Source organism: Massilia rhizosphaerae, assembly GCF_016093545.1.
Classification (GTDB): Bacteria; Pseudomonadota; Gammaproteobacteria; order Burkholderiales; family Burkholderiaceae_D; genus Telluria; species Telluria rhizosphaerae.
In genome coordinates, this window is sequence record NZ_JADKYX010000001.1 from 110,568 (window position 1) to 122,194 (window position 11,627).

11 protein-coding genes are annotated in these 11,627 nt (G+C 74.0%); 5 read left to right on the plus strand and 6 right to left on the minus strand.

What is annotated here, in order from left to right; all coding sequences use genetic code 11:
• Positions 1–239: 239 nt before the first annotated feature.
• From ISF28_RS00520 to ISF28_RS00545, 6 genes are all read right to left on the minus strand, one after another.
• Entirely contained in the window at positions 240–698 is a 459-nt protein-coding gene (locus tag ISF28_RS00520) for an EamA family transporter (RefSeq protein WP_198115197.1), read from the minus strand.
• Positions 695–1,954, minus strand: coding sequence for an MFS transporter (locus ISF28_RS00525; RefSeq protein ID WP_198115198.1), 1,260 nt, complete (start codon positions 1,952–1,954; stop codon positions 695–697). The genes ISF28_RS00520 and ISF28_RS00525 overlap by 4 nt, the downstream gene beginning before the upstream one ends.
• Before the next feature lie 70 nt (positions 1,955–2,024).
• On the minus strand, positions 2,025–2,708 hold the full coding sequence (locus ISF28_RS00530; protein ID WP_229518782.1) for an HD domain-containing protein: 684 nt from the start codon (positions 2,706–2,708) through the stop codon (positions 2,025–2,027).
• Positions 2,686–3,387, minus strand: a complete 702-nt coding sequence (locus ISF28_RS00535) for a ribonuclease HI family protein (RefSeq protein WP_198115200.1) — start codon at positions 3,385–3,387, stop codon at positions 2,686–2,688. Before ISF28_RS00535 ends, ISF28_RS00530 begins: the two co-directional genes overlap by 23 nt.
• A gap of 56 nt (positions 3,388–3,443) precedes the next feature.
• The gene (locus ISF28_RS00540; RefSeq protein ID WP_198115201.1) at positions 3,444–3,995 is read right to left on the minus strand and encodes a YXWGXW repeat-containing protein; all 552 of its coding nucleotides are present in this window, start codon (positions 3,993–3,995) and stop codon (positions 3,444–3,446) included.
• A gap of 148 nt (positions 3,996–4,143) precedes the next feature.
• Positions 4,144–4,362 carry a hypothetical protein gene (locus ISF28_RS00545; protein WP_198115202.1) on the minus strand — a complete coding sequence of 73 codons (219 nt, stop codon included), beginning with the start codon at positions 4,360–4,362 and terminating at the stop codon, positions 4,144–4,146.
• Between the two features lie 214 nt (positions 4,363–4,576).
• Between ISF28_RS00545 and ISF28_RS00550 the strand changes: the two genes are divergently transcribed.
• The 5 genes from ISF28_RS00550 to ISF28_RS00570 all read left to right on the plus strand — a co-directional run bounded on the left by ISF28_RS00550 (position 4,577) and on the right by ISF28_RS00570 (position 11,626).
• Positions 4,577–7,654 (plus strand): penicillin-binding transpeptidase domain-containing protein, encoded by a 3,078-nt coding sequence (locus ISF28_RS00550; RefSeq protein WP_198115203.1) that lies wholly within the window; start codon positions 4,577–4,579, stop codon positions 7,652–7,654.
• A 100-nt stretch (positions 7,655–7,754) separates the two neighbouring features.
• Positions 7,755–9,008: a hypothetical protein gene (locus ISF28_RS00555; RefSeq protein WP_198115204.1), complete on the plus strand. Its 1,254-nt coding sequence runs from the start codon at positions 7,755–7,757 to the stop codon at positions 9,006–9,008.
• Positions 9,001–9,576, plus strand: coding sequence for a hypothetical protein (locus ISF28_RS00560; RefSeq protein ID WP_198115205.1), 576 nt, complete (start codon positions 9,001–9,003; stop codon positions 9,574–9,576). The genes ISF28_RS00555 and ISF28_RS00560 overlap by 8 nt, the downstream gene beginning before the upstream one ends.
• Complete coding sequence (locus tag ISF28_RS00565; protein ID WP_198115206.1) at positions 9,573–10,616, plus strand: hypothetical protein; 1,044 nt, start codon at positions 9,573–9,575, stop codon at positions 10,614–10,616. The genes ISF28_RS00560 and ISF28_RS00565 overlap by 4 nt, the downstream gene beginning before the upstream one ends.
• On the plus strand, positions 10,613–11,626 hold the full coding sequence (locus ISF28_RS00570) for a hypothetical protein (protein ID WP_370663361.1): 1,014 nt from the start codon (positions 10,613–10,615) through the stop codon (positions 11,624–11,626). Before ISF28_RS00565 ends, ISF28_RS00570 begins: the two co-directional genes overlap by 4 nt.
• Position 11,627: the final 1 nt, after the last annotated feature.

Here is an 11,627-nt window from a genome sequence, read left to right on the forward strand (position 1 = left end):
ATTCGGGGTCAGAGCACAATTTGCATTCACTTCGGGGTCAGAGCACATTTCAGGAAAATAGGCTGACCGCAATTTCTATTGATCGGCTGTGGCACGACGGCGCCGGAAATCGTGCAATTCCCGTCGATGCCGTGCGCAGATGTTCGGGCAAGCAATAGCTCGAAAAAGTGCTCTGACCCCGAATAAGTGCTCTGACCCCGAATTTCAGGCGAGCCGCATCGCGACGGCGCCGCAGGCGATCAGCGCGACGGCCGCCAGGTGCGCGCGGCCGACGGGTTCGCGCAGCACCACCTGCCCAGCACGCCCCCGCAGATCAGGAGCATGGCGCACCACTGGCCCGCGCTGAGCGCCTCGCCCGTCAGCGGGCCGTCGGCCAGGGCCACGAGCAGCGGCGCGCAGCCGCGCATCAGCGGGTAGGCGTGGCTGATCTGGCCGTCGCCGTAGGTCTCGATGAGGAGCAGGAAGTAGACCGTGTGGATGCCGCTGGACGCCGCGATGAATGGCCAGCTGGCGCGCGCCGGCGCCGCTGGGAACGGCAGCGCCACGGCCGACACGAGGGCCGACCCGGCCACCACGAGCAACGCCGCGAGCCGGGGTCCGCCCCGGCGCTTGAGCAGCGCGTTCCAGCTCGCGTGCAGCAGCGCGGCGCCCAGCACCGCGAGCAGCACGGGCGCGGCGATCGCGGTGTCCGGGTTCACGCCTGTTCGGCGGCCGGTGCCGTCTCCGGGATGCCGTGGCTGCGGAAGTAGCGGTGCGCGACGAGCAGCGCCGCGGCCTGCATCGCGGCGCACACGAAGAACGGCCCGCCCACGCGCCAGTCCAGCGGCGGCAGGTGGCTCGCCGCGCCCAGCAGCGCCGTGCCGACGAGGGGCATGATGACGAGGCCGACGCTGCTGATCGATTGCAGGGAGCCCATCAACTCGCCCTGTTCGCGGCTCGAGGACGATTTCGACAGGATGCCCTGCAGCGCGGGCCCGGCCGCGAACGACAGCAGATTGCACAGGATGAACACGTACATCATCCAGCCGTGCGTGGCGATCGCGTACAGGAAGTAAGTGACGGCGCCGGACGCGAGGCCGATCAGCGACAGCCGCACCTCGCCGAAGCGCCGGATCAGCGGCGCGAGCAGCCCCGCCTGCACGACGATCGAGCACACGCCCACGCAGAACAGGGCGATGCCGTTGTCGCGCGGCGTCCAGTTGAAGCGGAACGTCGTGAACAGGACCCACGTCGACTGCAGCATCATCTGCGCGAACGCGACGAGCGTGTAGACGACGATCAGCCCGCGGATGTCGGTGCGGCGCACGAGGCGCAGCAGCGCCCCGAACGGATTGATGCGCGCCCACCGGAACGGCGCGCGCCGTTCGCGCGGCAGCGATTCCGGCACGGCGACGAAGCCGTAGACGAAGTTCGTGGCGGACAGCGCGGCCGCCACGTAGAACGGCAGGTGCAGCCCCATGTTGCCGAGCAGGCCGCCCAGAATCGGGCCGCAGATGAAGCCGAAGCCGAACGCGGCCCCGATCTTGCCGAAGCTCTTCGCGCGGTTCTCGGGCGCCGACACGTCCGATGCGTACGCCGACGCCACCGACATGCTGGCCGACGACGCCCCGCCGATCACGCGCCCGATGAACAGGCACGCGAGATTCGGCGCCCACGCCGTCGCGAGGAAGTTGATGCACATGCCGCCCATCGAATACAGCAGCACGGGGCGGCGGCCGACGCGGTCGGACAGCGCGCCGATCATCGGCATGAACAGGAATTGCATCAGGCCGAACGTCGCGCCCAGCACCCCGTACCACAGCGCCTGCTGCTGGCGGTTGGCGACGAATTCGCCGACGAGGCCCGGCAGCACGGGCACGATGAGGCCGATGCCGAGCATGTCGATGAACACGCAGATCAGGACGAAATTCAGGTTGCCGGACGGCTTTTTGGCAAGAGTCGCGCTGCTGGTCATGGACTTCGCGGGAAAATAGGGAAATGCCTATGGTAGCATCGATTGCCGTGCCGACAACATGGCGGGCCCATCATGTTTCGCCGGCCGGCGCGCCGCTCCATTCGGCCGCGAACGCGCGCCGGAAATCCGTCAACGTGGCCAGGCGGTCCTCGGCGAGCGCCCGTCCGGCCTCGGTCTGCATCATGGCCGGCAGGCGCGCCAGCTTGGCCTCGATGTGGTCGAGGGAATACGCCCGGTCGTCGAGCGGCCGGTCGCGCGCGAGCGGATCGCTGCCGTGGGCGAGGGCGCTGCCCATGCGGCCGGCGATATAAAACATGCGCGCCAGGCCCACGGCGCCGAGACCGTCCAGGCGGTCGGCGTCCTGCACGATGCGCGCTTCCAGCGTCGTCGCGGGCACGCCGGCGGAAAAACTGTGCGCCTCGATCGCGTGCGCGACGGCCGCCAGCTTGTCGGCCGGAAAGCCGAGATCGGCCAGCCGCGCGCGCGCCAGTTCGGCCGACAGGCGCGACGCGCCGGCGCGGCGCGGGTCGTCCTTCGGCACGTTGACGAGGTCGTGCAGATAGCAGGCCGCCAGCACGACGAGGGCATCGGCCTGCGGCGCGTGCGCCAGCAGCGCCTGGGCGTTGCGCCACACGCGTTCGAAGTGGTTCAGGTCGTGGGCGCCGTCGGGCCCCTGGGCGGCGACCGCGGCCGCGGCCAGCCGGGCCAGGCGCGCTCGCCAGGCGTCGAGATCAGGCGGGAGAGAGGACGGCATTGCTTGCATCGGTGTCTTCGGGAGGGCAGGTGTCGAGGGCGCGCTGCGACAGCGCGTCGGCGCAGGTGTTCTTGTGGCGCGGCACCCAGCGCAGGCGCACGCCCGACAGCATGGCCAGCAGCGTGTGCGCGCGGGCGCGGCAGGCGGCCAGCGCCGGCGCGGCGTACAGGTCGGGGCCGTTGACGTCGTCGATCACGACCCGGCTGTCGCCGTAGATGGTGAGGTCGCACGCGCCGTGGGCGACGGCCGTTTCCAGCAGGGCGATCAGCGCACGGTATTCCGCTTCGCCGCTGTTGCCGTGGCCGGCCGGCCGCGCGAGTTCGATCCGGACGCCGTCGGGCCCGTCGAGCCGGACGCCGATGCCGCAGCGGCCCGGGTTCGGCCTGGCCGAGCCGTCGAACCAGCCGCGCCACGCACTGGGCGGGCCGTCGTGACGGGCGGCGCGGCGCGCCTCGGCGGCGGCCTTGTCGAAAGCGCGGGCGGCGTCGCGGGCGGCCTGCGCCGCCAGCATGCCGGTGCGCGCCGCGACGAGGGCGGGCAGGCCCTGGCTGCCGGCCGCCAGTGCCAGCGTGCGGCGCAGCGCCTCGTCGGCGGACAGGCCGTGGGCGAGCGCCAGCCGGCGGCTGGCCGCGCGCTCGGCCTTGTAGGCGATCCGTTCCAGGTCGGGGAAATCATTCATTCCAAGAGGATACCCGGTTTTGGCGCCGGGACGCGGTGCAGCGCATCGCCGATGCGTCAACGGCGGTACGGATTGTCCGGCCGGCGGTCCCAGCGGTTCGGGACGCCGTCGCCGTCCCGGTCGCGGTCGTAGCGGTTCGGCACGCCGTCGCGGTCCTCGTCCCAGCGCCGGCCGTGGCGTTCGTAGCGGTCGGGGAGGCCGTCGCGGTCGCGGTCGTGGTAGTAGGGGTGGTCGCCGTACCAGCCGCGTTGCTCGTGGCGCTCGAAGCGGTCGGGCACGCCGTCGCGATCGCGGTCGCGGCCGTACGGGGTCCACGCGGCGGGTTGCAGATACCAGCCGCCATTGCCTTGATACCAGGCCGGCGCGCGGTAGGCGTAGCCCGGGCGTTCGACGACCCAGTAGCCGGGCGCCCAGACGTGGCGGTAGCCGTTCCACGCCCAGTGGCCGGGCGCCCACACATAGCCGTGGCGCGGCGCGGGGACGCGTTCGTACAGCGGTGCCGGCGGCGCGGTGCCGATATACAGGCTGACGTTGTCGTGGGCCATCGAAGGCAGCGGTGCGGCGGCGGCGCCGATGGCGATGAGGGCGGCGAATGCGAGGCGTTTCATGTCGGTCTCCTATCCGGACTGCGGATGAAACCAATATAGCGCGCTCTGCCTGGAGATTCCGTGTTTGACGCAGACGCTTACATCTGAAACAGATTACGTGGTGAAACAAGGGACGGCGGCGCGGGCGCGCGGCCGTCCGTGCCGGACGTCATGCGCGGCTCCGCACGCGTTCCAGCGCCAGCAGCTGCTGTTTCTCGACGGCGGTGAGGCGCTTGGCGGTGACGTGCACGACGGGGATGCCGGCCGTCGTCGCGTAGGCCGGGGTGCTGGCCTGGGCGGGCTTGACGCTGTCGAGGGCGACGCTGCCGGCGGCGGCCAGGCCCAGTGCGACGACGAAGGCGGCTTCCATGTGTTTGATGACGTTCATGATGTTCTCCTCGGTTCGGTTGTTCGGTGGTTCGGTTGTTCGGTAAAGCGTTTGTCGATGTGTGTACTGTAGCCACGGGCCGTCCCGGTCTCCAGCGGCGTGCGACGGACCGCACGAAACGGGGGATGAAGCGCATCAAAGGCCGACCGGCGCGGCGCGCTTTCATCCGCCCCCCGCTAGGCGCGTGCGAACCCCACAACGAGAGAGGACCCCGATGATCGCAGCGCTCGTCACGGCCGTTGCGGCCAACCGGACGCGCCGGCGGCGCGCGCGCAACCTGCGTGCCGGCACGCGCTCGCGCCCCGCCGCGCAGCCGCGTGTGCGCGCGCCGGCGCCGCTGCGCTGGCTCACGGCCGCCTGCGCGCTGCTGGCGCTGGCGGGCGCCGCGCTCATCGTCGTGCACGCGCGCTGGCTCGCCGCGGCCGGCGCGACGCCGCCGGGCGACGGCGCCGCACGCTTCGCGGCCGTGCTGCCGGGCCTTGCGTTCACGGTGCCGGAAACGCCGGGCGTCGCCGTGCGCACGCGCGACGGCGCCGCGCTGCTCATCCTGTCCGGCATGCGCGCCGGTCCCGTGCACCGCGTCGACTTGTGCGACCAGCTGGCGGACCGCGCGCGCCCCGGCCGCCTGCTGCCGCTGCGCATCGGCTGGACGTTCGCCGACGCGGCCGGCCTGACGGCGCCGCGCAACGTCCTGCTGACCGGCGAGCAGATGCCCCGCGTGACGGTCAGCGGCCACGCCGCGTCCGACCTGGGCGTGCGCTGGGACGGCCGGGCGCAGTGGCTGGCCGCCGGCGCGACGGCGGGCCAGGCCGCGCTGCGCGCCGAAGGCTGGCTGACGTGGCGGGATGGCGCGCTGCGCCTGCGGCGGCGGGCGAGCGGCGCGTGTCCGGCGGCCGGCGAACTGCTCGTCCAGCTGTACCGGCCGGCGCCGCGCAGTGGCTGGCCGCGCGCGCTCGTCGTCGCGCTGCCGACCCAAGGCCCGGCCGTCGAGGCGCTGCTTGCGCCGGGCGACTACCGCGTGCCCTCGGCGCCGGCGCCGCGCCTGGAGGACGAGCAGTTGTTCGAGCAGCTGAGCGCGCGCGGGCTCGTGCGCCTGGGTGCCGACGGCCTGGCCGAACTGGCCCCGCCCGACCTGGCCGCGTGGCGCGCGGCCGGCAAGACGCCGTGGGACGGCGTGACGCTCGACGGCGCCGCGCTGCGTCTGCTGGAACGCCTGTACCGCCGCGCCGACGGCGATTTCGTGCGCGAGCAGGTGCGCGTATTCAATGCCGAGCGCCGCCTGCTCGCGTGGCGCGTGCGCGCCGCCGACGCCGTCGATTCGACGGGCGCGCGCGCCGAAGCCGTCGTCGGCGCGGCGACGGCCCCCGTGCCGCTGGCCGGCGACATGCCGCCGTCCAGCGCGCGGCTGTTCGCGCAACTGCCGCAAGGCTGGGCGCCGTGGCAACGCGTCGGCGCGTGGCCGGCGGCGGCCGGCGGCGTGCGCCTGCACCTGCGTCTCGCGGCGCCGGCGCGCGCGGGCGACGGCATCCGGCTGATGCTCGCGGGCCGCCTGCGCCACGTGACGGGCGCGCGCCTGCGGGGCGCACCGCAACCCGGCTGCGACGGCCGCGCATGTGCCACGCCGGACGAGGTGCAGGTGCTGGACTTGCTGCCCGACGCCGGCGCCGCGGAGATCGTGCTGGACGCCGACCCGCTGGCGCTGGACGCGCTGGCCACGCCAGGCGATGCGCGCTATCGCCACCTCGTCGTGCGCGCCGGCCGCCTCGCGTGGCAGGCGCTGGACGCGTCCACGGCGCGGCCGCCGGCGCCGCTGGCCGACGTGACGCTGGCCGACCGCAACGGCGTGCCGCTGTGGCGCGACGGCGCCCCGACGGCGGCGGCGCGCGCGGCCGGCCTGGCGACCTTGCTGGGCGTGCGCGCCAACCAGCCGGGCAGCGTCGCCGCGATGCTGGGCCGGCTGCCGGGCGGCCATCACGCGGCGCGCCTGACGCTCGACGCGGACCTGCAGGCCGCGGCGCAAGCGGCGCTCGACTGCATCGGCATGCGGCGCGGCCGCTGGGACGGCACGGCGTGCACCGGCGCGGGGCCGGTGCCGGCGGGGCGGCAGGCGGGCGTCCTCCTGCTCGACACGGAAACGGGCGCCATCCTCGCCGCCGCCGGCGCGGGCATGCCCGTTGTCGACGCCGCCAACTGGCGCGAGGCGCGCGACTTCGACCGCGTCGACCCGGCCGCGAGCCCGCTGCGCCTGCCCGCGCTGCAGCACGACGGCGGCGCCGAGCGGGCGCCGGGGTCGACGTTCAAGATCGTCAGCGCCCTCGGCCTGGAACGGGCCGCGCAGTCCGACCGCGAACTGGACGCCTTGCTGGACGGCCTGCCGCTGGCGGACATCAACGCCGCGGCGCGCGCCCGCGGCTACGCATTCCGCACCGAGGCGCCCACGTATCCTTCGAACGGCCGCGCCCACATCACGAATTTCCGCGACCAGGGCCTGGACCGGCGCGCGCACGATGGCCGCCTGGGCGTCGCGCAGGCGCTGACGTACAGCTTGAACACGTGGTTCGCGTGGATGGGCGAGCTGTCCGACAAAACCCTGCTCGGCCGGCCGGATGGCGGCGTGCCCGACCTGCAGCCGTTGACGCCGGACGCGCTGGACCCGGTCCGGCCCATCGTCGCGATGGCGCGCCGGCTCGGCTTCGGCCAGGCGCTGCGCCTCGACGGCGGCCTGCTGCCGGCCGACTACCCGTGGTCCGCGTGGGACGCGTTGCAGACGACGCCGGCCGGCATCGACCCCGTGCACACGCGCCACGAGCTGCGCCAGATGGCGATCGGCCTGCGCATGCAGGCGACGCCGCTGCAGATGGCCCTCGTGGCCGGCGCCGTCGGCCAGGGCCGCGTGATCGTGCCGCACCTGCTGGGAGAGCTCGACGGCGTGGCGGCGCCGGCCGCCGCCGGGGCGCCGCTGGCCGTGCGCCTGGACCGCATCCGCGCCGGGATGAAGGGCGTCGTCGACGTGGGCACGGCGGCCGGCGCGTTCCGGGCGCCGCAGCTCGCCGCCATTCGCCATGGCCTGTCCGGCAAGACGGGGACGGCGCCGGTGGGCGACGGCTCTCTCGCGACGGTCTGGTTCACGGGCTGGCTGGAGCCGCACAGCGTGCCCGGGCAGGATCACCGGCTGGCCGTCGCCGTCTTCGTCAGCCGCTCGGAAGCGACGGGCGGCGGCCACGCGGCGCCCGTCGCGGCGGCCGTGCTGGAGGCGTTCGCGCGCCGGAATGCGACCAACCCGTCAAATTAAGGGGTATTTACCACTCAGCTGCGCGCCTCAGGGATGTGGTTCTATGGCATGATCTGTTACGGTCCGGTCATTATCGGCCGTAGGACATGGAAGAGGATTTATGCGTTTGCCGGGAACCCGGTATCAGGAACCGGGCTGGGAGGAAGTGCGCAAGCTGCTGGGACAGTGCTCGCTCGCCGCGCTGCGCGGCCTCGTCCCCGCGCGCCCGGACCTGCTGGACGACTACGTCGAGCGCATGGCGGACCAGTTGCTGGCCCAGCGCCACGGCCCCCGCGCCCGCGCGGCCGGCAACGGCTACGGCGACACCGTGTACGAACTGGCCGTGGCCCTCGTCGTCGAGCTGCGCGCGCGGCCGGCCGACTGGGACGCGTTCTGCGCCGCGCTGGCCGACGGTCCGGCCGGCGACGCGCTGCTGCGCAAGAAGGTGAACGACATGTTCGCCGTGCTGCGCGACCGCGTCGACGCCGACAACTACCAGGCCGCCTGCGGCCGCCCGTGCAGCCCGAACCGCATGTACGCCTACCGCATGCTGGACACCGCCTGGCACGACGTGGCGCGCCTGTTCGCCGGCTGGCGCGCGCACCGGGAGCAGGTCGGCGCCATCCTCGGTCGCGAGATTCCCGATGCCGCCGCGCCGATCGAAGTGCGCCAATTGCGCACGATCGCCGACTGCAGGCCCGAATGGATCCTGCGCTGGAGCGCGTCGCTGGACGCGTTCGGCGGCGGCCCGGGCCCGCTGCATACGCGCTCCAAGCGCTTCGCGAGCCTGAAGACGAGCCCCGACAAGATCGGCGCCATGCTGCGCGAGATCGGCGACTACGAACAACTGTCCGCCAACCGCGACGAGGACTGGCTGCAGGACCTCGACGACGCCTCCGTGTGGGTGGAGGATTACTGGCGCGTGCTGCAGGAATCGGACGGCGCGGCGACGCCGGGCCCCGACCGCATCCTGGAAGCGAGCCAGGACGCGCTCGACGTCGCGGACACGGAGCACGACCCGGCACCGGCCGACGACTTTGCCGACCCGCGCCTGGAAACGCTGGCGCTGCAGGTTTCACTGCCCCCCGGCTATCTGCGGGAGGCGGCGGCGGCCGGCCTGGCGGACGGGCGGATCGCGCGCCTCCTGGCGGCGGACGGGCTGCCCGTGCGCCTGGCCGTGTACGCGCGCTTGCTCGGGCCGGACGACGACGCCTATCCCGACGCCTGGCGCGACCCGGCCACCGGCGCGCTGCCGACGATGCAGCAGCTGGCGGCGCTGGCCGAGGTCTCGCTGCCGACTTTGCGCCGCCGGCGCGACGTGGCCATCGCCCGGTTGGGCGCGGCCTTCAACGACAAGCGAGGAAGCGATGCATAGCGACGACAATACCGCACGGCGGCTGCAGGAAGCCCTGCTGCTGGAACGCCGCAAGCCGGACGACCGGTTGATGCTGGACGACGCCACGCTGGCCGCCGCCCTGGACGGCACGCGGCCGTTGACGCGGGCGGAGCGCGCCGCGCTGCAGGATTCGCCGTTGACGGTGCGCCGGCTGCGCCATCTGGCGCTGGCACGGCGCGCGGCGCAGCCGGCGCTGTGGCGCGGCAGCCGCGGCGTGCTGCGCGCGGCGAGCAGCGGATGTCCGGATGCGATCGTCACGGAAGACGGCTGGTGGACGCTGCATTTCGCCGCGGAGCCGGCAACGCCGGCCGGGCGCTGGCGCGCGATCCTGCAACTGGCGCCGCAGGCCCCGTTCGCGGAAGCGCTGCTGGTCGCGCGCGCGCCGCTGCGCGTGCGCGACGGCGCGGGCGCCACGATCCTGGCCGGCCAGCTCGATGCGGACGGCGAATGCGAAGCCCCGTGGCCGTTCGCCGCCGCGCCGGGCGACCATCTGCAGGCGCACGGCGCCACCTTCGTTGTCGAACCGCTGGAGGCGGACACACCATGATCCCATTCTTCAGGCGCCCCGCGCCCGCCGTCGACGCCTGCGCCCTCGGGCGCACGGCCGTCGCCGTGCCGCTGCAGCCCGGCTGCGGCGCGCCGCCGGGCTGCCCCGTCGTCATCGTCGACGCGGACGGCCGTCCCCGCCGCGCGACGACACCGGCCGGCAAGAAGGTCGAACTGCGGCCCGGCGAGCTGGCGTGGGCATTCCATCCGGGGCCGTACGCGGTCGACGTCGTCCCGTACGCGCAGGCGCCCGAGATCGGCCTGCGCACGACGTTCGCCATCGATCCGCTCGATCCGGCCCCGGCGGGCAAGCGCTTCGACCTGTATCTCGCGGCGGAAGCGAACGGCCGGGTCGACCTGGCGCGCCTGAAAGCGGCCGTGGAAGGCGCGGTGCGCAGCGCGTTGGCGCAGGGCGCGCTCGAGCTGCCGCCGTGCGCCGACATCGACGAGTGGAACGCGTTCCGCCTCGGCCTGAACCAGGTGCTGTACCTGCGCTTCGGCCTCACCGTGGACGATTGCGTGCCCGTCGACCTGGACGGCGTCGACTACGCGGCGCAGCTGGCCGCGCGCGCGGCCGGCGCTACGGTCGCGACGGCCGCCGCGATCCCGGCCGCCGCGCCGGAACAAGTGGAGCCGGCGCTGGCGGACGCGAAGGCACTGCGCCGCCTGTTCCTGGAACTGCCGTGCGTGATGTGCGGCCTGCGCCTCGGCGCGCTGCCGTCCGGGCAAGACCAGTTCCGCCGCCAGCAGGCGCTGTTGCAGCGGCTGGACCGCGTGTCGGTGGCGATCACCACGATGCCCGCGCTGGTGCTGGCCGCGCCGGGCCAGCCGCTCGCCATCGACGAGCAGCTGCGGCGCATGCGCCACAGCCGGCGCGCGACCGCCGCGCTGGACGAGGCATGGGCGCTGCTGGCCCGCCTCGAGGGCGCCCAGGGCGAGCCGCTCGCCGCGCTGTACGACGAGGCCGAGCGCATCGTCGCCAACCTCGAAACGGAATGCGCCGGCCGGCGCGCCGTGTGCGCCGCGCAGGAGGCCGCGTGAACGCGCCCGCGCAAGCCGTCTGCCGCAGCCGCCTGTCGGACGGCCAGCTCCTCACGGTGACGGCGACGCGGCGCGAGCGCGCGGGCCGCGCCGACGTCAAGTGCACGGTGCCCGGCGACCCGCAGCTCGCCGCCCGGCTGCAGCAGGCCGTGCGCCTCGCGCGCCACACGGAAGCGAAGATCGACAGCCGCGACCAGGTCGTGCTCAGCGCCGACCGCGTCCCGGCGGGCCGCGACGCGGAGCTGGCATTCGTGCTGGCCGACCGCATGGTGCGCGGCGTGTGGCACGGGCGGGGCGACGTCGTCGCCAACGGCTGGTCCGACGCCTGGCAGTTGGGACGCGTGGACGGCCACGACGTCGCGGACGCGGCGCCCGACGCGCTGCTGGGCGGTCCGGACGGCCTCGCGCACCTGGGCCAGCTGGACGGCCATCCGGACCCCGGCGCGCGCGTGTCGAGCGCCCGTGCATGGTTCCCGCTGCACAGCGGCGGCGAAGGCGACTCGCTCGGCTGGGTCGAGGTGAGTGTCCATCCGCTGGAATCCGGAGAAAAAGCGGATGCGCAAGCGGTGGATGAAGAACAGACGATCGCCGTGCCGGGCGCGGACGCGGCGCGCCAGTTGGCCGTGCGCCAGGCGCTGGCGGGCGCCCGTCACTTCGACGGCCGGGGCCTCGGCCGCTGGCGCACGACGGTGCGGTTCGGCGCGGACGCCTTCGCGGGCCGGTCGTACGAACTGGCGCTCGTGCTGGCCGACCGCGTCGCGCGCGGCCGCGAATTCCTGCCGCGCGCGCGGCTGCTGGCGACCGGCTGCTCGGATGCCTGGCATGCGGGCCGGGTCGACACCGTCGACGGCCTCCTGCCCAAGTGCGCGCTGCTGCTGCGCGAGGCGGGGCCGGGCGACCGCATCGTCCTGCCGCACGCCTGGCGCGACGGGCTGCCGGCCGGTTTCGCGGACGACGTGCGGGCGAAGGGCGCGAGCGTGACGTGCGCGGAGCGGATCGGGATCATTTGAG

What these genes read in the sequence shown, in the direction of transcription:
- ISF28_RS00525 (WP_198115198.1), bottom strand. Translation starts at nt 1,954, where the DNA reads ATGACCAGCAGCGCGACTCTTGCCAAAAAGCCGTCCGGCAACCTGAAT.
- ISF28_RS00530 (WP_229518782.1), bottom strand. Translation starts at nt 2,708, where the DNA reads ATGCCGTCCTCTCTCCCGCCTGATCTCGACGCCTGGCGAGCGCGCCTG.
- ISF28_RS00535 (WP_198115200.1), bottom strand. Translation starts at nt 3,387, where the DNA reads ATGAATGATTTCCCCGACCTGGAACGGATCGCCTACAAGGCCGAGCGC.
- ISF28_RS00540 (WP_198115201.1), bottom strand. Translation starts at nt 3,995, where the DNA reads ATGAAACGCCTCGCATTCGCCGCCCTCATCGCCATCGGCGCCGCCGCC.
- ISF28_RS00545 (WP_198115202.1), bottom strand. Translation starts at nt 4,362, where the DNA reads ATGAACGTCATCAAACACATGGAAGCCGCCTTCGTCGTCGCACTGGGC.
- ISF28_RS00550 (WP_198115203.1), top strand. Translation starts at nt 4,577, where the DNA reads ATGATCGCAGCGCTCGTCACGGCCGTTGCGGCCAACCGGACGCGCCGG.
- ISF28_RS00555 (WP_198115204.1), top strand. Translation starts at nt 7,755, where the DNA reads ATGCGTTTGCCGGGAACCCGGTATCAGGAACCGGGCTGGGAGGAAGTG.
- ISF28_RS00560 (WP_198115205.1), top strand. Translation starts at nt 9,001, where the DNA reads ATGCATAGCGACGACAATACCGCACGGCGGCTGCAGGAAGCCCTGCTG.
- ISF28_RS00565 (WP_198115206.1), top strand. Translation starts at nt 9,573, where the DNA reads ATGATCCCATTCTTCAGGCGCCCCGCGCCCGCCGTCGACGCCTGCGCC.